Source organism: Pseudomonas sp. ATCC 43928 (genome assembly GCF_005938665.2).
GTDB lineage: Bacteria > Pseudomonadota > Gammaproteobacteria > Pseudomonadales > Pseudomonadaceae > Aquipseudomonas.
Genome location: NZ_CP041753.1, coordinates 2,425,083 through 2,449,557, shown reverse-complemented (window position 1 = coordinate 2,449,557; position 24,475 = coordinate 2,425,083). Strand labels below are relative to the sequence as shown.

At 58.0% G+C, this 24,475-nt stretch carries 24 protein-coding genes; 10 read left to right on the top strand and 14 right to left on the bottom strand.

Annotated elements, in window-relative coordinates; all coding sequences use genetic code 11:
- Positions 1 to 26: 26 nt before the first annotated feature.
- The 3 genes from FFH90_RS11205 to FFH90_RS11195 form a co-directional block, all read right to left on the bottom strand.
- Positions 27 to 1,271, bottom strand: a complete 1,245-nt coding sequence (locus FFH90_RS11205; protein ID WP_138867184.1) for a lipoprotein-releasing ABC transporter permease subunit — start codon at positions 1,269 to 1,271, stop codon at positions 27 to 29.
- Positions 1,272 to 1,336: 65 nt separating this feature from the next.
- Positions 1,337 to 2,020 carry a lipoprotein-releasing ABC transporter ATP-binding protein LolD gene (gene lolD / locus FFH90_RS11200; protein WP_168206160.1) on the bottom strand — a complete coding sequence of 228 codons (684 nt, stop codon included), beginning with the start codon at positions 2,018 to 2,020 and terminating at the stop codon, positions 1,337 to 1,339.
- 7 nt (positions 2,021 to 2,027) lie between these two features.
- Positions 2,028 to 3,278, bottom strand: a complete 1,251-nt coding sequence (locus FFH90_RS11195) for a lipoprotein-releasing ABC transporter permease subunit (protein WP_018928150.1) — start codon at positions 3,276 to 3,278, stop codon at positions 2,028 to 2,030.
- A gap of 94 nt (positions 3,279 to 3,372) precedes the next feature.
- Between FFH90_RS11195 and FFH90_RS11190 the strand changes: the two genes are divergently transcribed.
- Both FFH90_RS11190 and FFH90_RS11185 read left to right on the top strand, forming a co-directional pair.
- A complete protein-coding gene (locus tag FFH90_RS11190; RefSeq protein ID WP_096480706.1) occupies positions 3,373 to 3,957 on the top strand; it encodes a PilZ domain-containing protein in 585 nt (194 codons plus the stop codon).
- Positions 3,958 to 3,966: 9 nt separating this feature from the next.
- Positions 3,967 to 4,689, top strand: a complete 723-nt coding sequence (locus FFH90_RS11185; protein WP_018928152.1) for a glycerophosphodiester phosphodiesterase family protein — start codon at positions 3,967 to 3,969, stop codon at positions 4,687 to 4,689.
- Positions 4,690 to 4,731: 42 nt separating this feature from the next.
- On the opposite strand, the gene sthA is transcribed toward FFH90_RS11185, so the two are convergent.
- Together sthA and FFH90_RS11175 are read right to left on the bottom strand one after the other, a co-directional pair.
- Complete coding sequence (sthA, locus tag FFH90_RS11180) at positions 4,732 to 6,126, bottom strand: Si-specific NAD(P)(+) transhydrogenase (protein ID WP_007935284.1); 1,395 nt, start codon at positions 6,124 to 6,126, stop codon at positions 4,732 to 4,734.
- 207 nt (positions 6,127 to 6,333) lie between these two features.
- Positions 6,334 to 7,317, bottom strand: coding sequence for an FAD:protein FMN transferase (locus FFH90_RS11175; RefSeq protein WP_372240846.1), 984 nt, complete (start codon positions 7,315 to 7,317; stop codon positions 6,334 to 6,336).
- Between the two features lie 212 nt (positions 7,318 to 7,529).
- Between FFH90_RS11175 and FFH90_RS11170 the strand changes: the two genes are divergently transcribed.
- Positions 7,530 to 8,831: an MFS transporter gene (locus FFH90_RS11170; protein WP_064616948.1), complete on the top strand. Its 1,302-nt coding sequence runs from the start codon at positions 7,530 to 7,532 to the stop codon at positions 8,829 to 8,831.
- Between the two features lie 274 nt (positions 8,832 to 9,105).
- Here FFH90_RS11170 and FFH90_RS11165 read toward each other — a convergent pair whose 3' ends face one another.
- Complete coding sequence (locus FFH90_RS11165; protein ID WP_138867181.1) at positions 9,106 to 10,527, bottom strand: MFS transporter; 1,422 nt, start codon at positions 10,525 to 10,527, stop codon at positions 9,106 to 9,108.
- A gap of 128 nt (positions 10,528 to 10,655) precedes the next feature.
- On the opposite strand from FFH90_RS11165, the gene FFH90_RS11160 reads away from it, so the two are divergent.
- Complete coding sequence (locus tag FFH90_RS11160) at positions 10,656 to 11,549, top strand: LysR family transcriptional regulator (RefSeq protein ID WP_138867180.1); 894 nt, start codon at positions 10,656 to 10,658, stop codon at positions 11,547 to 11,549.
- 7 nt (positions 11,550 to 11,556) lie between these two features.
- On the opposite strand, the gene FFH90_RS11155 is transcribed toward FFH90_RS11160, so the two are convergent.
- Together FFH90_RS11155 and FFH90_RS11150 are read right to left on the bottom strand one after the other, a co-directional pair.
- A complete protein-coding gene (locus tag FFH90_RS11155) occupies positions 11,557 to 11,739 on the bottom strand; it encodes a DUF1289 domain-containing protein (RefSeq protein ID WP_081626539.1) in 183 nt (60 codons plus the stop codon).
- A gap of 3 nt (positions 11,740 to 11,742) precedes the next feature.
- A complete protein-coding gene (locus FFH90_RS11150; protein WP_138867179.1) occupies positions 11,743 to 12,114 on the bottom strand; it encodes a hypothetical protein in 372 nt (123 codons plus the stop codon).
- A gap of 365 nt (positions 12,115 to 12,479) precedes the next feature.
- Here FFH90_RS11150 and katG point away from each other — a divergent pair, with 365 nt between their 5' ends.
- Positions 12,480 to 14,777: a catalase/peroxidase HPI gene (gene katG / locus FFH90_RS11145; protein WP_138867178.1), complete on the top strand. Its 2,298-nt coding sequence runs from the start codon at positions 12,480 to 12,482 to the stop codon at positions 14,775 to 14,777.
- A gap of 212 nt (positions 14,778 to 14,989) precedes the next feature.
- A complete protein-coding gene (locus FFH90_RS11140) occupies positions 14,990 to 15,463 on the top strand; it encodes a hypothetical protein (RefSeq protein ID WP_138867678.1) in 474 nt (157 codons plus the stop codon).
- A 367-nt stretch (positions 15,464 to 15,830) separates the two neighbouring features.
- On the opposite strand, the gene FFH90_RS11135 is transcribed toward FFH90_RS11140, so the two are convergent.
- Both FFH90_RS11135 and FFH90_RS11130 read right to left on the bottom strand, forming a co-directional pair.
- A complete protein-coding gene (locus tag FFH90_RS11135) occupies positions 15,831 to 16,292 on the bottom strand; it encodes a GNAT family N-acetyltransferase (protein WP_111453764.1) in 462 nt (153 codons plus the stop codon).
- 122 nt (positions 16,293 to 16,414) lie between these two features.
- Positions 16,415 to 17,341, bottom strand: coding sequence for a LysR family transcriptional regulator (locus FFH90_RS11130; RefSeq protein WP_111453763.1), 927 nt, complete (start codon positions 17,339 to 17,341; stop codon positions 16,415 to 16,417).
- A gap of 127 nt (positions 17,342 to 17,468) precedes the next feature.
- On the opposite strand from FFH90_RS11130, the gene lysA reads away from it, so the two are divergent.
- Together lysA and FFH90_RS11120 are read left to right on the top strand one after the other, a co-directional pair.
- A complete protein-coding gene (lysA, locus tag FFH90_RS11125) occupies positions 17,469 to 18,707 on the top strand; it encodes a diaminopimelate decarboxylase (RefSeq protein WP_138867177.1) in 1,239 nt (412 codons plus the stop codon).
- Positions 18,708 to 18,765: 58 nt separating this feature from the next.
- Positions 18,766 to 19,413 (top strand): VOC family protein, encoded by a 648-nt coding sequence (locus FFH90_RS11120; protein WP_138867176.1) that lies wholly within the window; start codon positions 18,766 to 18,768, stop codon positions 19,411 to 19,413.
- A 64-nt stretch (positions 19,414 to 19,477) separates the two neighbouring features.
- Here the strand turns inward: FFH90_RS11120 and FFH90_RS11115 are convergent, their stop codons facing one another.
- Positions 19,478 to 19,807 carry a DHCW motif cupin fold protein gene (locus FFH90_RS11115; RefSeq protein ID WP_138867175.1) on the bottom strand — a complete coding sequence of 110 codons (330 nt, stop codon included), beginning with the start codon at positions 19,805 to 19,807 and terminating at the stop codon, positions 19,478 to 19,480.
- Between the two features lie 105 nt (positions 19,808 to 19,912).
- Positions 19,913 to 20,287, bottom strand: a complete 375-nt coding sequence (locus FFH90_RS11110; RefSeq protein ID WP_064616942.1) for a tautomerase family protein — start codon at positions 20,285 to 20,287, stop codon at positions 19,913 to 19,915.
- 108 nt (positions 20,288 to 20,395) lie between these two features.
- Here FFH90_RS11110 and FFH90_RS11105 point away from each other — a divergent pair, with 108 nt between their 5' ends.
- The gene (locus FFH90_RS11105) at positions 20,396 to 21,289 is read left to right on the top strand and encodes a LysR substrate-binding domain-containing protein (RefSeq protein WP_111453760.1); all 894 of its coding nucleotides are present in this window, start codon (positions 20,396 to 20,398) and stop codon (positions 21,287 to 21,289) included.
- A 6-nt stretch (positions 21,290 to 21,295) separates the two neighbouring features.
- Here the strand turns inward: FFH90_RS11105 and FFH90_RS11100 are convergent, their stop codons facing one another.
- Positions 21,296 to 22,189, bottom strand: coding sequence for a tyrosinase family protein (locus FFH90_RS11100; RefSeq protein WP_138867174.1), 894 nt, complete (start codon positions 22,187 to 22,189; stop codon positions 21,296 to 21,298).
- Positions 22,176 to 22,640 (bottom strand): hypothetical protein, encoded by a 465-nt coding sequence (locus FFH90_RS11095; protein WP_018928165.1) that lies wholly within the window; start codon positions 22,638 to 22,640, stop codon positions 22,176 to 22,178. Before FFH90_RS11095 ends, FFH90_RS11100 begins: the two co-directional genes overlap by 14 nt.
- Positions 22,641 to 23,171: 531 nt before the next feature.
- On the opposite strand from FFH90_RS11095, the gene FFH90_RS11090 reads away from it, so the two are divergent.
- Positions 23,172 to 24,428: a hypothetical protein gene (locus FFH90_RS11090; RefSeq protein WP_138867173.1), complete on the top strand. Its 1,257-nt coding sequence runs from the start codon at positions 23,172 to 23,174 to the stop codon at positions 24,426 to 24,428.
- Positions 24,429 to 24,475 lie beyond the last annotated feature (47 nt).

The window sequence follows — 24,475 nt, the reverse complement described above, 5'->3', positions numbered from 1 at the left end:
GACTGGCCCCCTCGCGGTCTAACGGACTACGAATACCGCAACGCGGTAGCCGGCTCGACTTTCGCCGCCCGCCACGCCGGATAAACCGTCGCCAGAAAGCTCATGATGAAACCGGCGGAGCAGATCAACAGCACATCCGCGCCCTGCAATTCGGACGGCAAGTTGCTGACGAAGTACACATCGGAACTGAAGATGTGCTGCCCGCTGACCCGCTCCATCCAGCCCACCAGTTCACTGACGTTCAACGCCGCGATCACGCCCAGCACACCACCGATCAAGGTGCCGACAATCCCGATCACCGTGCCCTGCACCATGAAGATCGCCATGATCTGCCGAGGTGTGGCGCCGATGGTGCGCAGGATGGCGATGTCCGCGCCCTTGTCGTTGACCACCATGATCAGGGTGGCGATGATGTTGAACGCCGCCACGGCGACGATCATCAGCAACAGCAGGCCGATCATGGTTTTTTCCATTTTCATCGCACTGAACAGACTGCCCTGGGTGTGAGTCCAGTCGTCAGCCTTGTAGGCGGCGCCCAGGCCGGTCGCGATGTCGCTCGATACTTGCGGCGCGGCGTACAGATCCTTCACCGCCAGGCGCACGCTCTGCACCTGATTCGGTTGCCAGTGCTGCATCTGCGCGGCATCGGCCATGTGGATCAGCGCCATCGAACCGTCCAGTTCGGCGCCGACCTTGAACACGCCCACCACGTTCAGCCGCTGCATGCGCGGGGTGATGCCACCCGGCGCATTGCTGACTTCCGGCACGATCAGGGTGATCTTGTCGCCGACGTTCAAGCGCAAGCGCCGCGCGGTGATCTCGCCGATCACCACGCCGAATTCGCCCGGCTTCAAGGCGTCGAGACGCCCCTGAACAATGTGCTTGGCAACGATCGAGACCTTGCTTTCCAGCGCCGGATCGACCCCGCTGACCTGGATCGGCTGCATGGTGCCCTTGTAGGACAGCATGCCTTCCATCTCGGTGAATGGCACGGCGGCGGTGACTTCAGGATTCTTCATCGCCGCGGCGGCCACCGGCTGCCAATCGTCGATAGGGTTCACGCCGACGATGGTCGCGTGGGGCACCATGCCGAGGATGCGCGAGCTCATTTCGCGCTGGAAGCCGTTCATCACCGACAGCACCACGATCATCGCCAGCACGCCCAGGGCGAGGCCGATCATCGAGGTCATCGAGATGAAGGAAACAAAGCGATTGCGGCGCTTGGCGCGGGTATAGCGCGTGCCGATAAAGATCGATAACGGTCTGAACATTCGCTGGGGCACCGTATAAAAATAAAAGACCCGACGCACTGTTCAGTGTGCCGGGTTTTAGCCAATCAGATGGGGGTCAGGCAACCTTCCTGCAAATGCAGGACGCGATCCATCTGGCGAGCCAGGTTCATGTCGTGGGTCACCACCAGGAACGCCGTGCGCATCGAGGTGCTGAGTTCCAGCATCAAATCCTGAATGCCCTGGGCGGTGTGGGAGTCGAGGTTGCCGGTCGGCTCGTCGAGCATCACCAGGCCTGGCTTGTTCACCAGGGCGCGGGCAATGGCCACACGCTGGCGTTCGCCACCGGACAATTCCGCCGGTTTGTGCTCCAGGCGATGGCCCAGCCCTACCCGCTCCAGCAACGCCGTCGCACGCAGACGCGCTTCCGGGATCGCGGTCTTGCCGATCAGCAGCGGCATGCAGACGTTTTCCAGCGCGGTGAACTCAGGCAGCAAGTGGTGGAACTGGTAAACGAAACCCAGCGACCGGTTGCGCAACAGGCCACGGGCCTTTTCGTTCAGGGCCGAGAGCTCTTCACCGGCCAGCCAGACGCTGCCCTTGGTCGGCGTATCGAGGCCGCCCAGCAGGTTGAGCAAGGTACTTTTGCCCGAACCCGACGTACCGACGATCGCCACGCGCTCACCCGGATGCAGTTCCAGTTGCAGACCGGCCAGAACCTCTACCGATTCCGGGCCTTCCACGTAGGATTTGCCCAGATTGCGGCAGCTCAAGATTGCTTTATCACTCATGCCCGACTCACTCATAACGTAGCGCCTCCGCAGGCTGGGTGCGCGCGGCACGCCAGGCTGGATACAGGGTGGCGAGGAAACTCAGGACCAACGCGGCGGCGCAGACCATCAACACGTCCTGGCTCTGCACTTGCGACGGCAGGTAATCGATGAAATACACGTCGGCGTTCAAGAACTTGTGGCCGATCAGCCCTTCCAGGGCTGCGATCGCGGCGCTGACGTTCAGCGCGGCGAAGATCCCGACCACGGCGCCGATCAGCGTACCGACCACACCAATGACCGTGCCCTGGACCATGAACGTCGCCATGATCGAACCCGGCGTGGCGCCCAGGGTACGCAGGATCGCGATGTCGCCCTTCTTGTCGTTCACCACCATCACCAGCGTGGAAATGATGTTGAACGCAGCAACGGCGACGATCAGCAGCAACAGCAGGCCGATCATGGCTTTTTCCATACGGATCGCCTGATACAGATTGCCGTGGGTACGAGTCCAGTCGCGGGCGTAGTAACGGTCTTCGCCGAGCTGCTGGGCGATGGTCCACGCGGTGCGCGGTGCCTGGAACAGGTCGTCGAACTTCAGTCGCAGGCCCTGGACCTGATCCGGTTGCCAGCGGTGCAACCTGGCCAGATCCTGCAGATTGGTCAGGCCCAGATAGCCGTCCAGCTCACCGGCGCCGACATGGAAGATGCCGACCACGGTAAAGCGCTTCATGCGCGGGAACATCCCGGCCGGGGTCACGGTGACTTCCGGCGCGACAAACGTCAGCTTGTCGCCAACCGCCGCGCCGAGCTTGGCTGCCGCCTTGTCGCCGATGACGATGCCGAAACTGCCCGGCGCCAGGTCGTCGAGTTTGCCCTGCTGCATGAAGTTATCAATGATCGACACCTGCCGTTCCTGCACAGGGTCGATGGCATTGAGCAGCACTTTGGAAACCTTGCCGTTGTTGGTCAGCAGGCCCTGCATCTGGACGAAGGGCGCAACCGCCGCCACCTGCGGGTTCTGCTTGACCTTGGCGGCCAGGCTTTGCCAGTCGCTGATCGGTTCGCCGGACTCGATGGTTGCGTGGGGCACCATGCCCAGCACACGGGTACGCATCTCATGATCGAAGCCGTTCATGACCGATAACACAACGATCATCACGACCACGCCGAGGGCGAGTCCGATCATCGAGGTCAGGGAAATGAATGACACAAAATGATTGCGACGTTTTGCACGGGTATAACGCGTGCCGATAAATACGAAGAGAGGTCTGAACATGTCGGGGCTTGTTCGGAGGGAAAAGGAACGTCCTTGTGGCGGGGGTCGATAACCAGCTTTACACTCAGACCACCGCCGCTACCATGGGTTCGCCATGTCGACATTAGATGAAGAAGATCGCCGCGAATACTACCGTATCGAGGACACGATCGCACTGGAAATTCGGCCCCTGTCTGCTCCCGAAGCAGCAGGCCAGGAAGTGTTGCAGGATGCTTCCCCGCTATTCAACCTGCTCAGCGAACTGCACCTGAGCGAATTCGAGTCGCAACACCTGTTGCGCCAGATCAACGAACGCGACAGGACCATCGCCGCGTTCCTGAAATCACAGAACAAACGCATCGATCTGCTGAGCCAGGTGGTCGCCCTGACCGTGCTCGGACAGATCGGCGAACCGCAGCCGGTGATCATCTCCGAAGGCGGCATCGACTTTCAGCATCCGACGCCCATTGCCGTCGGCGCGCACCTGTCGGTCAAGCTGGTGCTGATGCCACAAGCCCTCGGCCTGTTGCTGCGGGCCCGCGTCACCCATTGCGACCGCAAGGGCGGCGGCTACGACGTCGGCACCGAGTTCGAATACCTGTCCGATGCCCAGCGACAACTGCTGGCCCGCTACATCTTGCAGCGACAGGCACAAGAACGACGCCTGGCGCGCGAACAAAACGAAACCGGCCATTATTAAGGAAGAACCGTGACTCTCATCTACGGCCATCGCGGCGCCAAGGGCGAAGCACCGGAAAACACCCTGACCAGCTTTCAGCAATGCCTCAAGCACGGCGTGCGCCGCTGCGAACTGGACCTGCACCTGTCCAAGGACGGCGAGTTGATGGTGATCCACGACCCGACCCTCAAACGCACCACCGACCGCCGCGGCAAAGTGGCCGAACACACGGCTGCGGAACTGGTGACTTATGATGCGCGCAAGGGCGGCCCGGGCTGGATCAAACCCTGCCCGATCCCGACACTGGAAGAATTGTTCGAAAAATGCGATTTCGAGCACTGGCAGCTGGAAGTCAAAAGCGCTTCACGCACCCGTGCCGCAACCACCGTGCTGGCGATTCGCGAAATGGCCCAGCGTTTCGGCATACGGGACAAGGTCACGATTACCTCGAGTTCACGCGAAGTGTTGAAAGCCGCGCTGGACCTGGTGCCGGACGTGTCTCGCGGACTGGTGGCCGAGTACGCCTGGCTCGACCCGTTGAAGGTCGCGCAAAACTATGGCTGTGAGATGCTGGCGCTGAACTGGACCCTGTGTACGCCGGAACGCCTGCAGAAGGCGCAGCGTCAGGGGCTGCATGTGTCGGTGTGGACAGTCAACGAGCCTGCGCTGATGCGCAGGCTCGCCGACTTCGGCGTTGACAGCCTGATTACAGACTTTCCCGGTTTGGCCAGCGCCACGCTCGAGAATTGCTGAAATCGGTCTCCCCGGCCGGCTCAGGCCACCGGCCGGAGCCGCTCAAAAAAGCCGGTTGAGGCCATCGTACGCCGCTACCCGATAGGCTTCGGCCATGGTCGGGTAGTTGAACGTCGTGTTGACGAAGTACTTCAGGGTGTTCTGCTCGCCCGGCTGGTTCATGATCGCCTGACCGATGTGCACGATCTCCGACGCCTGATAACCGAAGCAGTGAACGCCCAGCACTTCCAGCGTCTCGCGGTGGAACAGGATCTTCAGCATGCCCTGAGGCTCGCCGGCGATCTGCGCACGCGCCATGCTCTTGAAGAATGCCTTGCCCACTTCATACGGCACCTTGGCCTGAGTCAGCTCCTGCTCGTTCTTGCCGATCGAGCTGATCTCCGGAATCGTGTAGATGCCGGTCGGCACGTCGTTGACGAAGCGCCAGCTGCCGTTGTCGACGATGCTGCCAGCGGCCGAACGGCCCTGGTCGTGGGCGGCACTGGCCAGGCTTGGCCAGCCAATCACATCACCGGCGCCATAAATGTTCGGCACGCAGGTGCGGTAGTTCTCGTCGACTTCGATCTGGCCACGGCTGTTGACCTTCACGCCGATGTTTTCCAGACCCAGCTGATCGGTGTTGCCGGTACGGCCGTTGCACCAGAGCAAGGCGTCGGCCTTGATCTTCTTGCCGGACTTGAGGTGCAGGATCACGCCGTTGTCCACGCCTTCGACGCGGTCGTAGTCTTCGTTGTGGCGAACCGTGATGTTGTTGTTGCTGAAGTGGTAGCTCAGGGCCTGGGAAATTTCCGAGTCGAGGAAGCTCAGCAACTGACCACGGTTGTCCACCAGCTCAACCAATACACCCAGACCACTGAAGATCGAGGCGTATTCGCAGCCGATCACGCCGGCGCCGTAAACGATGAGTTTACGCGGGGTGTGGCCGAGGCTGAGGATGGTGTCGCTATCGTAGATACGCGGGTGATGGAAATCGATGTCCGCCGGGCGATAAGGACGCGAACCGGTGGCGATGATGATGTGCTTGGCCACCAGTTTTTCGACCACGCCGTTGGCGCAGACGACTTCGATGGTTTGCTCGTCGGCGAAGCTGCCGGTGCCGAAGAACACGTCGACGCGGTTACGGGCGTAGTAGCCGGTGCGCGAGGCGACTTGTTTGGAGATGACTTTTTCAGCACTTTTCAACACGTCCGGGAACGAGAACCAACGCGGCTCACCAATGGCCCGGAACATCGGGTTGGTGTTGAACTGCATGATCTGCCGGACCGAGTGACGCAAGGCCTTGGACGGGATGGTGCCCAGGTGGGTGCAGTTGCCGCCGACCTGGCGACGGCTATCGACCATCGCCACCTTGCGCCCTGCCTTGGCAGCGTTCATTGCCGCGCCTTCTCCCGCCGGGCCGGAACCCAACACCACCACATCGTAGTTGTAGACAGCCATGCGTACTCCTCAGAACAGGCCGCGACACCCTCGGCGCCTGCGGCTAAATCACGCCGATCGGCGGCGTGAAGGAACAATTTGGGGCCAGTGCAGAACCCGGACACAGTCTATAGAAGCGTCAACGCCGCGCACATTAACCCTTGGTCGCGTCGTAGGCTAGTTTTGCCTGCACTACAAAGCCATCGAAAAATGCTTTTGCAGCCGCAATCACTCGGTTTTCTCACCGGCCAGGCGCTCAAAAGCCTGATTGGTGCGTGTGACAAAACCTGTATCGGCACGAATCACAAAGAATGCAGCAATGTCATGCGTTTGGGCATAGTCCCAACCCCGTTCAGGGCCAAGAATCAGCAACAGCGTCGATAAGCCATCGGCCATCAACGCTGAAGGATGAATCACCGTGACTGAGGCCAGGGTGTGTAGGACCGGTGTTCCGGTGCGGGCATCGAAGGTGTGGGAAAAGCGTCGGCCACCCTGCTCGAAATAGTTACGGTAGTCACCGGAGGTGGACACGCCGTAGCCGTCGACGGCAATGATGCGCTCGGCCACTTGCTGATCATCACGGGGTTCTTCCAGGGCGATGCGCCACGGTGAGCCGTCGAGTTTTTTACCGACGGCCTTGAGTTCACCGGTGGCTTCAGCGAGGTAGTCGTGGATGCCCAGCGCTTCGAGTTCGGCGGCAATCGTGTCGACCGCGTAACCGGCAGCGATGCTATTGAAGTCGACCTCGACCGCGGCATCCTTGCACAACTGGTCACCTTCGATGCGCAGGTGATTATGACCGACACGCTGCTGCACCTCGGCCAGTGCTTCGGCGCTCGGGACTTTTTCCTCACGCGCCTGCGGGCCAAATCCCCAGAGGTTGAGCAGCGGTTCCACCGTCAGGTCGTAGGAGCCGTCACTTTGCAAAGACAAGCGCTCGCCGACGCGGACCAATTCGAGGATCGGCGCAGGCATTGTCTGGCAGTGGTTGGCGGGCAGGTTATTGAAGCGTTCGATGTCGGAGTCACTGCGATAGGTCGACATTTGCCGATCGACATCAGAGAGTATTTTTTCGACCTGGACGCGGACTTCCGCCGGTGCGGGAAGACCGGCATGGCGCACGTATTGGATCGAATAGCTGCTGCCCATGGTCGGGCCGTCGAAGCGTTCCAGGCTATCGCCGTTGCCACAACCGGACAAAATCCCGACCATTACCACAAGCCCTCCCCACCGTCCAGTTAACAAATCTTCATCTCCCCTCAAAACCGCGCCCGCCATTATGGGCTTCAGAGCGCATGGGAGCGAGCCTGCTCGCGATAGCGGTGACCGGTTTTACGATTGCTGCGCAATCGAACGGGAGCAAGCTCCCTCGCCACATAGGTGCAGCGCTTTCAAACAAGATCGACCAGAGTGAGTACCTACACATGTCTTCCAATACGAGCAAAGGCAAAGCGATTTTTCGCGTTGTCAGCGGTAACTTTCTCGAAATGTTCGACTTCATGGTCTACGGCTTTTACGCCACGGCCATTGCCAAAACCTTCTTTCCCGCCGATAGCGCGTTTGCTTCCCTGATGCTGTCTCTGGCCACTTTCGGGGCCGGTTTCCTGATGCGTCCGCTGGGGGCGATTTTCCTCGGTGCCTACATCGACCGCCACGGCCGCCGCAAAGGCCTGATCATCACACTGGCGTTGATGGCCGCCGGCACGGTGCTGATTGCCGGTGTGCCGGGTTATGCCACGCTGGGCGTCGCGGCGCCGCTGATCGTATTGTTCGGTCGTCTGTTGCAGGGCTTTTCAGCAGGCGTGGAACTGGGCGGTGTGTCGGTGTACCTCGCCGAAATCTCCACACCGGGCCGCAAAGGCTTCTTCGTCAGTTGGCAGTCCGCCAGCCAGCAAGCCGCGGTGGTATTCGCCGGCCTGCTCGGCGTGGGTTTGAACCACTGGCTGAGCCCCGACCAAATGGGTGAGTGGGGCTGGCGCGTGCCGTTCCTGATCGGCTGCATGATCGTGCCGGCGATCTTCGTGATCCGCCGTTCGCTGGAAGAAACCCCGGAATTCCAGGCACGCAAACACCGCCCTACCCTGCGGGACATCGTCCGCTCGATCAGTCAGAACTTCGGCATCGTCCTCGCCGGCATGGCGCTGGTGGTGATGACCACGGTGTCGTTCTACCTGATCACCGCCTACACCCCGACCTTCGGCAAAGCCGAGCTGCATCTGTCGGATCTGGATGCGTTGCTGGTGACGGTGTGCATCGGCCTGTCGAACTTCTTCTGGCTGCCGGTGATGGGCGCGCTTTCCGACAAGATCGGCCGCAAACCTCTGCTGCTGGGCGCGACGATTCTGGCGATCCTCACGGCTTATCCGGCGCTGTCGTGGCTGGTGGCGAACCCCAGCTTCAGCCACTTGCTGATTGTCGAACTGTGGCTGTCGTTCCTGTATGGCTCGTACAACGGCGCCATGGTGGTGGCCCTGACCGAGATCATGCCGGTAGAAGTGCGTACGACCGGTTTCTCCCTGGCCTACAGCCTGGCGACCGCAACGTTCGGTGGTTTCACCCCGGCGGCCTGTACGTACCTGATCCACGTGCTGGACAACAAGGCAGCGCCGGGGATCTGGCTCAGTGGCGCGGCGGTGCTGGGGTTGATCGCGACACTGGTGTTGTTCCGTGGCAATCGGCATGCGTTGCGCACGGCGCAAGCGGCTGTCATCAGAGGCGCTCACTAAAAGGAACGCAGTCAGGTGCAGAACCTGGAGCGGGCTTGTTCGCGAAGAGGGAGTGTCAGTAAACACTGATGTTGCCTGACATACCGCCTTCGCGAGCAAGCCCGCTCCCACATTTAATCGGCGTGCCCCATAGGTTTTAGTTCGCTTCGGTCCACATGCAGCCAAGGCGGCCCCTCTGCAAATCTGGCCTCCAGCCATGTCTTGAACGCCATGAGCGTCGACTGCGCGATGTTCAGGCAGTATCGGTATTCGATTTTAGATGAACAATATAGGCTCACTGCAGTTCATTGCTGCACACAGTGCAGCAGTCTGAAGCCCGTGGAAACAGGGCCACGGCAAGGGCCAGGATGATCAGTGCCACGGCGACGGCAAACGTTATCCGCATGCCGCTGGCGACGGCTGCGGGAGACGCGCTGGTGATGTCTGTCGTCGCCGAAGCAAGCGCAAACACCGCGCCCATCACCGAAGCTCCAGTGATCAGGCCGAGATTGCGTGACAGGCTGAGCATGCCGGAAATCACGCCGCGCTGGTCCGGGCGGATGTCAGTCATGATCGCGGTGTTGTTGGCCGCCTGAAACAACGCGTAGCCGGCCGTGATCACCGCGATGGGCGCGAGGTAACCGAGGAGGCCGAACCCCGCTGGCATCATTGATAAAGCAATCGCGCCGAGCGCCATTGCCGCGAGCCCGAGACGGGTCATGCGCCGAGTGCCAAAACGGTCTACCAGGCGACCGGCCGGCACGCCGGTCAATGCAGCCACCAACGGGCCGACCGACAAGGCGAAACCGACAAGTGCCGTGCCGAGGCCAAGCGCACCCGAGAGATAAAACGGCCCGACCACCAGCGTCGCCATCATCACCGTCGAAACGAGCGCGCTCATGGCCAGGCTGGCGCTCAATCCCTGTTGGCGGAACAGCGCTAATGTGATCAATGGCGATGCGACCGTGGCCTCAACGAAGATGAAAAGCCCAACACCGAAAACAGCCGCCAGCAGCAGCGCGATATTGAGCGGTCCAAATTCACCGTGCCCAATCGTCATGGCCAGCGCGTACGCCGCGAGCGTCAGCGCCAGCAGCAACGTGCCGGCCTTGTCGAACCCCACCCGCCCTGCTTTCGCCCGCTGAACATCCGCCGGCAAATAGCGATATGCGAGCCAGATGTTCAGCACACCCAGCGGTATGTTGATCAGAAAAATCGCCTGCCAGCCAACGCCGGCAATCAACATCCCACCGAGCGACGGCCCCAGCGTGGTGCCGATCGCCGACATCGTTCCGAGCAACCCCATGGCGCTGCCGGTCTGCGCTTTCGGCACCGTCTCGCCGACAAACGCCACGGTCAGCGCCAGCATGATCGCCGCCCCAAGCCCCTGCACCGCCCGTGCACCGACCAGCCACCCAAGCGACGGCGCGACACCGCAGGCCAGCGATGACAGGGTAAAAATGGCGATGCCCACCAGTAGCAAACGCCGACGGCCGAGCATGTCGCCAAGCCGTCCGACGCTGACGATCAGCGTGGTGATCGCCAGCAGATACGCCAGAACAATCCACTGCACGTGTTGGAAGGAAGCATCGAACGCCTCGGCCAACGTCGGCAATCCCGCATTGGCGATGCTGGTGTCGAGTGAAGGCATCAACATCGACAGCGAAAGACTCGCAAGCGCCCAGCGCACCGAACCTGATTGAGTGATGGATTTCATTGTCTGGCCACGTCTGAAAGGTAGAGCAGCAGCGTATGCCCGTGCGTGACAAGGCGGAAGGCGCAGCATTTGCACTTGATAGATGCGTTTGACGCCATGTCAGCCCCGCGCCGTGCTAACGTTGCGGCATGACCACTCCCGATCTCAATCTGCTGATTACCTTGGACGTGCTGCTCGCCGAAGGCAGTGTCGCCCGCGCCGCCCAACGACTGCGCCTGAGCCCGTCGGCCATGAGCCGAGCGCTGGCGCGGTTGCGCGAAACGACAGGCGACCCGCTGCTGGTCCGGGCCGGACGCGGCCTGGTGCCGACGCCACGAGCGCTTGAATTGCGCGAACACGTCAGTCGATTGGTGCAAGACGCCGAAGCGGTTTTGCGCCCCGCCGAACAGCTCGACCTCAAGCAACTGGTTCGAACATTCACGCTGCGCGCCAGTGACGGCTTCGTGGAAAACTTCGGCCCGGCGCTGATCGCCCGCGCCAGTGAGGAAGCCCCCGGCGTGCGTTTGCACTTTATGCAGAAGCTGAGCAAGGACAGCGCCGCACTTCGCGACGGCTCCGTTGATCTGGAAACCGGTGTGGTCGGCGGCACGACCAGCCCGGAAGTGCGCACCCGGGCATTGTTCGAGGATCGTTTCGTGGGCGTCGTTCGCACGGGGCATCCGCTGAGCGAGGGCGAGATCACTGCCTCCCGTTATGCCACTGGCCGGCACATCCTGGTCTCACGGCGCGGGGTCGATAAGGGGCCGATGGATGAAGCATTGGAAGCGCTGGGACTGCAGCGGGAAATCATCACCGTCGTCGGCGGTTTCTCGGCCGCCCTGGCGCTGGCTCGCGCCTCGGACCTGATCGCCACCGTGCCTGCCCGACATACCCAAAACCTGCGCACCGGCCTGCACAGTTTCGAGCTGCCGTTCGAACTGCCGCCGATCACCATTTCGATGCTGTGGCATCCACGGATGGATGCCGATTCGGCGCATCGGTGGCTGCGTGAATGTGTTCGAGAAGTTTGTGCGCGGCCCTGAGGAACCCTCAACCCTTCCTTTTCTGAAGCCCCTTCAACCGCACACTCGCCCGCTGCGCCGCCGCCATTTTTTCCGGGCGCTTCATGCGTTTCCACTTTCTGATGTCGTCCTTGGTGCGACCACAACTGACACACAGTTCACCACTGAGCTGGCAAACGGAAATACACGGATTTTCGATATCCTTGGCCACGGCTCAACCTCGCGTCGAGCGCTTGGGCGCCAGGCGTTGCTGCCAGTTGCCGCCATTGGCGCGCTGACATTGCTTTTCAGAATCAAACTGCACATGGGCCGCGACCGGGCTGACGAGAACGTCCGCTTCATTTAATGCTGCGGCCGTCAGTTCGACCATGCGCTCGCCCTGCCCGCTCGCCAGCGCCAGATCTTTATGGGCCTGCGTATCGAAGACCCAGATTACCCGCAGGCTGGATGGAAAGGCGTCGTAATCGATCTCGTGGGTCAACCAGCAAAACCCGACGATTTCCGCTTTGGCTGTTTCGCACGCCTCGGTCAGAGTGGCGACCAGGCGACGTTCGATGTGTGCCTGATCGCGTTTGCTTAAAGACATCGGGTGGATCCTTGGGTGGCGGTCAACGAAAAAGGCCCAGCATACCTTTTGATCGACTCCATCTCGACGGCTCAGATAAAAGACTATCCCTATCACCTCCCAATACTCCCCCTATTAGCTGACTGCTTTATAGGCGTCTACCCTTACTGGAGCGCTGGCATCAGCCGGCCGGTTGAGACCTGAGAAGAGATACGAATGAGTCAGGAAACGTACTAGGCTTGCCGTGGGCCACCGTGCTGGCAACTCGATTGCCGCTATCCGGATTTCCCGTGTGACCACGACGATCAATTGATCGCACGGCTGCAGCCTATGTCATTGATTCCGCTCGTCGCTATTGCGTGCCCAACCCCGGGCCGGATAGCCGGATGAACACGACCAAAGGTAGCGCACACATGGCAAATGAATCGAAATGCCCGTTCAATCACGCCGCCGCTGGCGGTGGCACGACGAACCGCGATTGGTGGCCGAACCAACTGAATCTGAAGATCCTGCACCAGAACTCGCGGCTGTCCGACCCCACGGACGAGGGTTACAACTACGCCGAAGCGTTCAAAAAACTGGACTTTCAGGCACTCAAACAAGACCTGCATGCACTGATGACTGATTCGCAAGACTGGTGGCCTGCGGACTTCGGTCACTATGGGCCACTGTTTATTCGCATGGCCTGGCACGCCGCCGGCACCTACCGCGTCGGTGACGGTCGTGGCGGTGCCGGCTCCGGTCAGCAGCGCTTCGCCCCGCTCAATAGTTGGCCGGACAACGTCAGCCTCGACAAGGCGCGCCGGCTGCTTTGGCCGATCAAGCAAAAGTACGGTCGCAACATCTCTTGGGCTGACCTGATCGTCCTCACCGGCAACGTCGCACTGGAGTCGATGGGCTTCAAGACCTTTGGCTTTTCCGGCGGCCGGCCAGACGTCTGGGAACCGGATGAGGCCGTCTACTGGGGCTCCGAAAACAAGTGGCTGGCAGGTGACACCCGCTACGAAAAAGACAAAAAAGAACCCATGCAAGAACCCGGCGAAGGTCCTCTCGTCGCTGAGCCGGGGAAAAATGAGGACAGCCGCACCGAGGGCGGACGCAACCTGGAGAACCCGCTCGCCGCCGTGCAAATGGGCCTGATCTACGTCAACCCCGAAGGCCCGGAAGGCAACCCGGACCCGGTCGCTGCGGCGATAGATATCCGCGAAACCTTCGGGCGCATGGCAATGAATGATGAAGAAACCGTGGCGCTGATCGCTGGCGGCCACGCTTTCGGCAAAACCCACGGCGCCGGCCCTGCCGACAACGTCGGTCCCGAGCCCGAAGCCGCTGGCCTTGAACAACAGGGCCTGGGCTGGAAGAGCACTTTCGGCAGCGGCAAAGGCGGCGACACCATCACCAGCGGCCTGGAAGTGACCTGGACCACCACGCCGACCAAATGGAGCAACAACTACCTGGAAAACCTGTTCGGCTTCGAGTGGGAACTGACCAAGAGCCCTGCGGGCGCCAACCAGTGGACGGCGAAAGGTGGTGCCGGCGCGGGCATCATTCCGGATGCTCACGACCCGTCCAAGCGGCGTAATCCGACCATGCTGACCACGGACCTGTCGCTGCGATTCGACCCGATCTATGAGCCGATTTCGCGGCGCTTCCTCGCCAATCCGGATCAGTTGGCCGACGCCTTCGCCCGCGCCTGGTTCAAACTGATCCACCGCGACATGGGCCCCCTCACCCGCTACCTCGGCCCGGAAATGCCCAACGAAGTACTCCTGTGGCAAGACCCGATCCCGCCGGTCGACCATGCCTTGGTCAACGACAGCGACATCGCCGCACTCAAGGGCAAGCTCCTGGCCAGCGGCCTGACCGTCTCGCAACTGGTGTCGACCGCCTGGGCAGCGGCCTCCACCTTCCGCGGCTCCGACAAACGCGGCGGCGCCAACGGCGGACGCCTGTGCCTGGCCCCGCAGAAATCCTGGCAGGCCAACCAGCCTGAGCAACTGGCGAGCGTGTTGGCGAAACTCGAAAGCATCCAGAACGAGTTCAACAGCGCGCAAACCGGCGGCAAGAAAATCTCCCTGGCCGACCTGATCGTGCTGGCCGGTTGTGCCGGCGTCGAACAAGCGGCAAAAAATGCCGGCCATACCATCACGGTGCCTTTCACACCGGGACGCATGGACGCCTCGCAAGAGCAAACGGACGTTGAATCCTTCGGCTACCTCGAACCCGCCGCCGATGGCTTCCGCAACTACCTCAAAACCCGCTACAGCGTACCGGCCGAGGCACTGCTGATCGACAAGGCACAGCTGCTGACCCTCACCGCGCCGGAAATGACCGTGCTCATTGGTGGCCTGCGCGTGTTGAACACCAACGTCGGCCAAACCCAACACGGCGTGTTCACGAAGCAACCGGGAGCGTTGACCAACGACTTCTTCAAAAACCTGCTCGACATGGGCGTGGAATGGAAACCGGTCTCTGAGGCCAATGAAGAGTTCGAGGGGCGCGACCGCAAAACCGGCGATCTCAAATGGACGGGGACGCGTGTTGATCTGGTGTTTGGCTCGAATGCACAGCTGAGGGCGTTGGCTGAGGTTTATGCCAGCAACGACGCGAAGGAGAAGTTTGTGAAAGACTTCGTGGCAGCCTGGGTCAAGGTGATGAATCTGGATCGGTTTGATCTGAGGTGATGCCGGCGCTCAATCCAGCGTGAAAAAAGCCCACTGACCGTTACTGGTTCAGTGGGCTTTTCAAGTCTGGGTACACGACGGCTGTCACGCCATCAACGTCGCCCTGGCTCAAGCCAAAGTGGAACCGAATCACTAGCGATATAGGTATTTCCCAACTAGGGTTCTCAGTAGCGCATCACCGACGTGGCGAACCGAAGGAGCCAGATCAATTGATGAGGTCTTTTTGTGTCGCGGTCGCATTCGTAGCGCCCATCGTGTTGTCCACCACGGTCACGGCTGAAGTACTTGCGCATAAGACAGCGCTCGCTTTTGTTGCTCAAACCCATGTGGGTGACAGCCTGCCAACACTGGCACTGCTGGCGGCAAAGAAAACACAAACCTTTGCAATGCTCATTGAAAAGTTAGGAAGTGAAAAAGCATACAGCGCCGTATCGAGCGAAATTGACGCGCTACTTCCGCAGTACCAGCCGAAATGGAATCAAAATCTTGCTGCGGCTTATGAGAAGTCTTTTACTGAAGAAGAGCTGTTATCACTCGCGTCTGAAGGCCAGGCATCCAAATACGCTGGCAAAGTGCTGGAACGGCGAACTGACATCGGTAGAGACATGCAGTCCAGCTCTACCCCGATACTGATTGCCCTTGTATCCGAGGCACTTAAAGCGGCCTATTCCAAGCATATTCGTTGAGGCGGTCTTGGCCCCCCTGCCATCAGCTTGTCCGAAGAAAACCAACGCCTCCCAGTGTGGAGGCGTTGTGCTTTTTGCTGATCGCAGGACGAGACTAAACGGGAGAAATCGTAGCCAGCGCGCCAATCAAAATGGTCAACACCAGAAATCCACCCAGGAAAATTGCCATCTTGCCCATGGGGCCTCCTACGCTATGAGTTTGCGGTGCAGCGGTTACCGCCACTGCTGACCGTGCCGTCATTGTGAGCCGCGGGCTGATCCCATTACAGATGCAGATAGCCAAGAAAAATACGGATCAGATCCGCGATTCACGCCCCCTGTAGCTGCCGAAGGCTGCGATCTTTTGATCTTAAACACGTCGCCCTGGCTATGTGGCATCTGCTAATGATTTCACATGAGTCGCAAAATCATCGTGTATCTGTTGAAACCCGCAGCGAAGGTAAAATGCCGATCCCTCAGGTGTATCCGTGGATAGGCGCACGACACGGAATCTCTGAGCCGCATATTCCAGAAGCTGCTGTACCAGAGCTTTACCCACATTCTGGCCCCTTGATGCGTGCGCGACGTATACCCGCCGTAGCCTCCCGGTATCCGACCTGGCATATGGATCATATGAAAGACCACCGATGGCAATCAGTTGCCCGTTGCGGAAGGCTCCCAAAAGACATTCACCTGGTTGATCGAATCGATTCGACCCGTTTTTCCAATCGGCAACCAAGCGTGTGAGAAACCTGAAACCCTCTGTAACGGCCTCCGCTTCCAGTATCAGGATTTCCGGAGGAAGTGCTGATATCTGACGTATCGCCAGTTCACCCGTTGACGTAATCACTCGATATCCCTTGTTTGCTTTGGCACCCTGCCTGACTCATCTGCGCGGAAGGTGTTTTTACACAGGACCGCGTAGGAGCTGCCGAAGGCTGCGATCTTTTGATCTTTTGTAGCTACGACTCTTCAATTGGCGCTCTCTAATCTCTTGTCGAGTGTATGGGTGAGACACAACGCCTCATCTTTCAACGAGCTGCAGAAGGCGTCGACGAAGATTGACGAGGGTCGATAGTCAGGCCTGATCAACATAACGCGATAGGGAATAGACACGCTGATCGGCCGAATGGCCAATCCTCTGCCTGACTCCTCCACGGCAGTCAACGGGTTGATAATCGCTACCCCCAACTGTTGCCTGACCATGGCGCAGACCGATGTGGCGTTGGTTGTTTCGATGACGGTATGCCGATCGACTCCGGCCCGGCGAAAGTGCTCATCGAGCGTCTGACGATAGATATCCAGACCCGAAAAGTTGATGAAATCGACACCGCAAAAGTCTTCCATTACGAGGAGTGACCTGGACAGCAAAGGGTGACCCTCTGGAAGTATGCAGACCATGTCGGAACAAAAGAGCAATTCCCCTTGGGTGCCTCGAGGTACATGCTCACCTTCGGTCAGTCCGAGGTCGTAACGCTGGGCGCTGAGTGACTCTTCCAGTAAGGGGGATTCCTGTGCAGCAATGCTCAAGCCTATGCCGACATGCCGTTGCTGAAAGTGCTTACAGGCCTTGGGCAACAAGGTCTGGGACAACATCGGAAGACAGGCAATGCTCAGTTGGCCATGTTCGAAGCGACGAATCGATTGTGCAACGCTGTTGATTCGTTCCAACCCAATGTAGGACTGTTCTACCTCTTCGAACAGCATAATGGCCTGAGCCGTCGGTACCAGTCTCCCTCCCTCTCGGTCAAACAGCCGAAGGCCAGAGATACTTTCAAGCCGCGCCAGTTCTCGGCTGATCGTGGGTTGGGAAGTAAATAGTAAACGCGCTGCGCCGGTGACGCTCCCTGCCTGCATGATGGCGCGGAAGACTTCGATATGCCGTATGGAAATTCCCACATCTGGCCTCCGCCAGTTGATCAAGTCCCATATCAAAACTGAATCGACCAGCAAAGAATAGATATTTTATTGAATACAGAATGGTCGACATGATGGCTTCTCTCTTTACTTCAGATTGAATACCTCCATGCCCAATCATTCCGTTTTCCTGCCATTAGCCGAGACTGCGAGACAGCACGGCACCCCGCTCTGGTGTTATGACGCCCAGACCATCAGGGCACGCATCGACCAACTGCAAGGCTTCGATGTCATTCGATATGCGCAAAAAGCCTGCTCGAACCTGCATATTCTCCGGTTGATCCGCGAACAAGGCGTGCGGATCGATGCCGTATCACTGGGTGAAATCGAGCGGGCGCTGCTCGCTGGATACAGCCCAGCAGGTGACCCGGCGGGTATTGTTCTGACCTGTGATCTGTTCGATGAAGCGACATTGCGACGCGTCGTCGAACTGAACATTGAGGTCAATACCGGCTCGATTGATATGCTCCGTCAATTGGGCCAACAGTCTGCGGGCCATCGCGTCTGGCTGCGGATCAATCCTGGGTTCGGCCACGGCCACAGCCGCAAGACCAATACCGGTGGTGAAAACAGCAAGCATGGAATCTGGCATGGTCAGGTTCAGGAAGCCCTCAGCGTGATTCGGCAATTCGGACTGAAACTGGTGGGATTGCACATGCATATCGGTTCCGGTGTGGATTACGTACACCTTGAGCAAGTGGGCTACGCAATGGTCTCGGCCGTGAAGGCACTCGACCACGATATCGAAGCATTCTCCATCGGCGGGGGGCTTTCCACACCTTATCGTGTGGGGGATGAGCCGGTGGATATCCAGCGTTATGCGAACGCCTGGCGCCAGGCCAAACAGGACATCGAGGCTTTTCTCGCTCACCCGGTACGGATGGAGATCGAGCCGGGCCGATTCCTGGTAGCCGAGTCAGGCTATTTGGTCACCGAAGTCCGTGCGGTAAAAAAAGTGGGCAGTCGAAACTTCGTCCTGGTGAATGCCGGCTTTAATGACCTGATGCGACCAGCCCTCTATGGCGCCTATCACCACATGACCTTGCTGGACTCCCAGGGTGTCCCGGTCAGTCGTCCGGAGCACCTCTGTGCAGTGGGAGGTCCCTTGTGCGAATCCGGCGATATTTTCACGCAGGATGAACAGGGGGTCACACCCCGTTTGCTACCTGAAGCGCAGGTTGGCGACTTGCTGGTCATGCACGATACCGGCGCGTACGGTGCCTCGATGTCATCCAACTACAACAGCCGGCCACTGTTGCCCGAAGTGTTGATCGAGCAAGGGCAAGCTAGATTGATTCGACGCCCGCAGCCATTGTCGGATTTGCTGGCCTTGGAGTTGGGGCTTTAAAAGCCAGTCGGTGATCGAAACAATCGCTTGATAAAAATCCATTGAAGGAGCTGAGTACGTGAAAAGTACTATCGATCACCTTGTTATCGTGGCGCCGGACCTCGATACAGGCTGCGCGTTCGTCACTGACTTGCTAGGTGTCGACCTTCAACCGGGCGGTGCCCATCCACGCATGGGCACCCACAACAGGTTGCTTCGCCTTGGCCCCCAGCTCTACCTGGAAGTGATTGCCGTGGACCCATCAGCCAAATGCCCGGACCGACCTCGCTGGTTCGGCCTTGATCAACTTACTCCCAACTCGCCGGCGCGCCTGGCGACATGGGTTGCACGGACCGACGATATCCACACTATTAGTGATTCCTGCCACGACATCGTCGGGGTTGTCGAACCTATGACACGAGGAACATTGTCCTGGCAAATAACGATACCGAAGGACGGAGGCCTTCCCTTGGCAGGATCAGCCCCCACCATAATTCAATGGGGACATGGGACTCATCCCGCGAGCGCACTCCAAGATAAAGGCTGTTCTCTGCTGGCATTGGACGTCTTCCATACGGATCCGGAAAGAGTCAACGCTATTCTGACGGCCATAAACTTTTCCGGTCCGGTTTATCTTCATGCGCTCAAAGATGCTTCGACACCCCATCTGCTCGCGCATATTCAAACGCCAAATGGCTTAAAAACATTGACGATTGCGAGAGTGTGAGTCGCACTCCGGATATTCATCTGTGCAGACATTGCATTACCGTCAGCGGACGTAAACCGACGCATCAATCCACAATGAACAACTTCGCACCGCTAGTGGTAAACGAGCGATGTCCCTCAGCATCGTTGCCCACCTGATAGCTCATTCCGGCAGTCAGTATGAACTGGCGGCCATCTTCCAGTTCTGTGTGTAGCTCGCCTTCCAGGCACAACAGGATATGACCTCTCCAGCACCAGTGATCGGCCAGATATCCGGGGCTGTATTCAACCATCCGCACACGCGTTGAACCAAACTGGCAGGTCCGCCAATAGGCCATGCCCGTCTGGCCGGCATGTTCGACCGGTTCGATCTTCGACCAATCGGTAGTCCCAAAGGGGATGGCGGTAAGGTCCATTATTGCCTCATCAACTTGAAGTGAATACGGACCCTATCAACCGGGCCACGCTGCCGATAGACACAGATAGCCCACATTTACGGAATACAGGCTTGAGAGCAAAAACTAGTTGCCCCGCCCGCCACCAAACGACCACTCATCTGCCGCGGTCGTGGTAATCACCACCATCACGTCCTCAGAATCGATGCCCGGCGCTCGGCCCAGTTTCTCGACCAGGTTGCGATAAAAACGCTGTTTCGTCTCGATGTCTCGAGGGCGACCGGCAGTAATCGCGATCAGCACAAAGTCATCACTACGAGGACCGCCCAGGTAGTCGGGATCAAAGATCAGCTCGCCCGTTTCATGTTGGTGAATGACCTGGAATCGATCAGCCATCGGCACTTCGAAGCTTTCTACCAAGGCGTCGTGCAGCCCTTGTGAGAGGGCCTGTAAATACTCGGCAGACTTTCCCCGGTGCAGTGAAATACGGGCAAATGGCATAAGGGCCTACTCCTGAAAAACCAACTGACTGGGGAAAACTATCAAGTCGCGATTATTCCGAATATCAGATTTAATAGCGGATTTAGTCCCGAATTAATGGATGATTCGATGCGCCGTCCGACCTTCGATCTTGATGTGCTGCGTACTTTCGTGACCGGCGTGGAGTTCAACAGCTTCGCCAAGGCGGCGGATCGGCTCAATCGCTCGACGTCTGCCGTGAGCGCACAACTCAAGAAGCTTGAGGAACAGGTAGGCACGCCAGTGCTGTCAAAATCCGGTCGAGGGCTGGTGTTGACGCCGGTGGGTGAAACCCTGCTCAGCCATGCACGCCGACTGCTTGAACTGAACGACAGCATTTTCCAGACCCTGCACGAAAGCCAGACCGCCGCCACGGTACGCCTCGGGCTTCAGGAAGACTTTGGCGAACACTTTCTCAGCGACATTCTGCGACGCTACGTCAAGATGTACCCGATGGTGAGCCTCGAAGTCAGGATCGCGCGCAATGCCGAACTGCTTGCATTGATCGACAGCGGCGGCCTGGACCTGGCCCTGTCTTGGGACACAGGGCACAAGTCCCCCTACGCCACGCACCTGGGTGAAACGCAGATGCACTGGATCGGGCCTCGTGACTCGCCCCCCATCAACCGCTCTGTCGATTCCCCCCTGCCATTGATCATGTTCGACGCCCCTTGCGTGTTGCGCAGCGCGGCCACCCAGGCACTGGATGAGGCGCGGATTCCCTGGCGAATCGCGCTGACCAGCCCCAGCGTTGGTGGAATCTGGGCGGCCGTTGCGGCCGGTTTGGGCCTCACGTTGCGAACCCGCATTGGTCTGCCAGGGCATCTCGCCGTGATTGCCGGTCTACCCCCGCTGCCGACCCTCGGCTATGTGCTTTATCGAGGGGCAGAACACTTGGCGCCTGCCCCCCGACAATTGGCTGCGTTGATACAAACGAGTCTGCAAGAGCAGGCGCTCAGTATGACTAGAGACTCCCCCGCTTGATGCTGCCTAAAGCAGGTCGCTCAAAGTGTCGTACTTGTAGTACTGGCTGTAATTCAGAACATCTCGAGGCGTCACCTTTTCCGGAAAAGGGCTGTACATCGGGTCATCGATCCGATGGAACTTGAGTGTATCGGGAGCCGCTGCGTCAGGTACGTAAGCGGCGGCGGGATGCTTCGCTTGCCATGCCGCCCAGAGCCGGTCGACATTGCAATGATGCAGAAAGAACACCGGGTCGTTTGGCGAAGACGACAACCCCATGTCACCGCCGACCCACACATGGACGTTGTTGTGAATGCGTTCTTTGCCAGTCCATCCCTCGATGCAGTTGCGCGCACCACCGGTGGATTGCGCCGCGTCGTAGGGCACTTTGTCATACAGGGTGTTTTCCTGGATGACCTTGCGTACATTGGCTCGGCTGGGCAGCGCCCCACCTCCCCCCAGATAACGCACCAGGGGGCGGTTTACCCGGCCCAGTTCCATGGTGCGGCCATCACCCATCAGTCGTACCCGCCACTTCCCGTCCACGAACTGTCCAAGGTACTGATTCGACCAGATGACTGATGTCCTGGGGTCCTGAAGTTCCGCGTCAGTGTTCCAGTCCCAATATGGAATTCGAAAGTGTGGGTCATTTACCGCTTTGCGAAGCAACGATTCCAGCCGCACTAGAAAGTAGCGATGCCACGGTAAAAATGATGGGCCTCCATGCGCAGCATTCCTGGCCATCTGCCCCGCAGGCGTTGAAATCATCATGGCCCGGTGGTGCCAGGCCACCAAGGAGTCATAAATCGAGAGATTGGCCTGCCCAGGCCAGGGATTCAGCGCAGGATCCTTGAGCAGTTTCACCCCTTCGACGTATTTCTGAAGCGCCGCGAGATCTTTGACAGCATTAGACCTGATCATGATGTGCTCCGTGATCATGGTGAACGGGATGGTCGGAGTGCTCTCCCCCGTCGCCATTGCCCTTGGCGAAAGACTCGGGATAGGCATCGATCACCGCTGTCATCAAATCGAGAGCCGATCCGTAAGAAACGAATGGAGTGGCATGCGTATGGACCTGTCCAGCATCGTCCACAAACAGATGCGCCTGGACCGGGGCCCCATCCACCTCCACCTGGTAGGTGGTCACGATCCGGACAACGTGCCCTTTGTGATTAATCTCGCGAACCGTCCTGGCCTCATGGCCTGCATGCGGGTCCACGTACTCGGGAAACTGCTCCTTGATCCACGCAGGGTGCATTTTGTCAGGATCAGTGATGGATATCTCGGCGAGAGCAGCTATGTCGGGCGGGCTCAACAGCACGTTGGCTTCGGTAGCTGAGGGTTCAGGGCTGGAGACATTTTTCCTTGTCATGATTCCTCCTGGAGTGTGCCCCCGGACGATTGCCCGGACTGGCTGGAGAAAGTGTAGTTGGTGATGGGTAGACATGCTGTTGAAGCCAGAATAATGGGACCGGATGCATCTCTCCTGGGGGGCGGACATTCAGTTTGAACACGGCTGCCAGTCCTCTGATCCCTTGCCAGGAAAGAATGATCCGAAAGACCAGGGTGGAGCCTCGACTTCATGGCTCCCGGTTATATGCCTGAACTGGTTGAGCACAGGCAGTTGGTGACCGTAGATACCGTCTTGAACTTCACCTACTCCTGCGGATCAATCTGACCCAACAGGATATTGACGTCAAAAAACAGAAGTCGCGCGATTACAGCTCAGGGATTGGGCGTGAAATATAGACCTATGATTTATATAGACTTTTAAAAAAGTCGGAATTGGTAGCGCAGAGTTATCTAGAGGCTTCTATTATTTCGTTACCGCCGAATTCGGCCCAATCATTGTTATGCGTCAACGACAACGCAAGCCCTTAATCAATAATTATGGGAGGGTAACATGTCGACAAAAAAAATAACTGCCTTACTCGTGCTGGCTTTTAGCTTTTTCGGAGTGACGAGTTGTGCCAACATAAGAAATTATTCAGAAGTCTCAAGCGAAAGAAACAAGAGCATTGTTCCTGATATTGACTATTATGACCTTACATACAATGTAGATGTTATTGTGCTTCCTGCAGAAATAAAAACCAAAGAAAATGCAGATACAGACAACAACTTTCCAGGTGAATTACAAATTTCAAACTGGGGAAACTCCATCAAGAATGCGACCCAGAAAGAAATTCATAACAGTGATCGCTTTATCGAATTTGGACATTACAGCGGCCGCATTGAAATAAGTACAGAAATATCTTCAGTATCTATAAGCAACGCCCGAGGCGGGACTCGATCGAAATGCAATGTTGTTTACACATATAAAGATTTAGCGGCAGGAAAAATACTCTCCAGGCATGACAGTGCCATTGAATTAATAGCGCCCCCCTCTGCCATACCAAAAACCAGCAATAGCTTTTCTTACAGCCTTGATCAACTGACATATGCTATTGCTCGCGAGGCGATTTCTGGCCTCATTCGATTGTCGCCTGTTGCCGACATCCAGCTAACGCAGAAGCAAGTGAAATTTTATAATTCAAATATCAAAAGAAAACCCAACCAAATTATTAGCTACGTGCCGATTGACAGTCTTATCCACAAGAACAAAAAAGAACTGAACTCTGCTTTTTCAATGGCCAAGAAAACGCAAAAAAATAGCAATAAGTCGACGAAAAAAAACAAGCCAACAGTTAAATTAGACACCGTCTCCGCTCCCGCCGCCCCCCCTCTGAAATCTAATAAAGCTAGTGATACACCCACCGCAAACACCGTGACATCGAGTGACAACACTGTCAGTCAGAACTCAAGCCAGGCTGCGACTGAAAACAAGAAAGACGATAGTAATTCAAGCGAAATAGCTAGTTCATCGGAGCGCTTGAAGGATGGGGCCATTAAAAACAATGAGCCCAATGATGACAGCAGTGGATATATAGCCACCCCGGAAAACCATCAACCTCAAATCGATGTATCGGCAGAGCAAGAAAGAGCATTGGATGAATGTTTGAAGAAGGAAAAAGAAAAGTTACAGGGAGCGACTGACAATGCCGCATCACGTACCGGATATACAACCGTGTCGGGACTCTATCAACCTCAAAACAAGATATTAGCAGTGCAAGAAAGAGCAATGGATGAATGTTTGAAGAAGGCAAAGGCAAAGTTACGGTGAGCGACTAGCAATGCTGCTTCACGTACCGGATATACAGTCGCGTCGGG

Excerpts from the sequence above, each read along its gene's own strand:
- FFH90_RS11205 (WP_138867184.1), bottom strand. The coding sequence starts at position 1,271 with ATGTTCAGACCGTTATCGATCTTTATCGGCACGCGCTATACCCGCGCC.
- lolD (WP_168206160.1), bottom strand. The coding sequence starts at position 2,020 with ATGAGTGATAAAGCAATCTTGAGCTGCCGCAATCTGGGCAAATCCTAC.
- FFH90_RS11195 (WP_018928150.1), bottom strand. The coding sequence starts at position 3,278 with ATGTTCAGACCTCTCTTCGTATTTATCGGCACGCGTTATACCCGTGCA.
- FFH90_RS11190 (WP_096480706.1), top strand. The coding sequence starts at position 3,373 with ATGTCGACATTAGATGAAGAAGATCGCCGCGAATACTACCGTATCGAG.
- sthA (WP_007935284.1), bottom strand. The coding sequence starts at position 6,126 with ATGGCTGTCTACAACTACGATGTGGTGGTGTTGGGTTCCGGCCCGGCG.
- FFH90_RS11175 (WP_372240846.1), bottom strand. The coding sequence starts at position 7,317 with ATGGTCGGGATTTTGTCCGGTTGTGGCAACGGCGATAGCCTGGAACGC.
- FFH90_RS11170 (WP_064616948.1), top strand. The coding sequence starts at position 7,530 with ATGTCTTCCAATACGAGCAAAGGCAAAGCGATTTTTCGCGTTGTCAGC.
- FFH90_RS11165 (WP_138867181.1), bottom strand. The coding sequence starts at position 10,527 with ATGAAATCCATCACTCAATCAGGTTCGGTGCGCTGGGCGCTTGCGAGT.
- FFH90_RS11160 (WP_138867180.1), top strand. The coding sequence starts at position 10,656 with ATGACCACTCCCGATCTCAATCTGCTGATTACCTTGGACGTGCTGCTC.
- FFH90_RS11150 (WP_138867179.1), bottom strand. The coding sequence starts at position 12,114 with ATGTCTTTAAGCAAACGCGATCAGGCACACATCGAACGTCGCCTGGTC.
- katG (WP_138867178.1), top strand. The coding sequence starts at position 12,480 with ATGAACACGACCAAAGGTAGCGCACACATGGCAAATGAATCGAAATGC.
- FFH90_RS11140 (WP_138867678.1), top strand. The coding sequence starts at position 14,990 with ATGAGGTCTTTTTGTGTCGCGGTCGCATTCGTAGCGCCCATCGTGTTG.
- lysA (WP_138867177.1), top strand. The coding sequence starts at position 17,469 with ATGCCCAATCATTCCGTTTTCCTGCCATTAGCCGAGACTGCGAGACAG.
- FFH90_RS11115 (WP_138867175.1), bottom strand. The coding sequence starts at position 19,807 with ATGGACCTTACCGCCATCCCCTTTGGGACTACCGATTGGTCGAAGATC.
- FFH90_RS11110 (WP_064616942.1), bottom strand. The coding sequence starts at position 20,287 with ATGCCATTTGCCCGTATTTCACTGCACCGGGGAAAGTCTGCCGAGTAT.
- FFH90_RS11105 (WP_111453760.1), top strand. The coding sequence starts at position 20,396 with ATGCGCCGTCCGACCTTCGATCTTGATGTGCTGCGTACTTTCGTGACC.
- FFH90_RS11100 (WP_138867174.1), bottom strand. The coding sequence starts at position 22,189 with ATGATCAGGTCTAATGCTGTCAAAGATCTCGCGGCGCTTCAGAAATAC.
- FFH90_RS11095 (WP_018928165.1), bottom strand. The coding sequence starts at position 22,640 with ATGACAAGGAAAAATGTCTCCAGCCCTGAACCCTCAGCTACCGAAGCC.
- FFH90_RS11090 (WP_138867173.1), top strand. The coding sequence starts at position 23,172 with ATGTCGACAAAAAAAATAACTGCCTTACTCGTGCTGGCTTTTAGCTTT.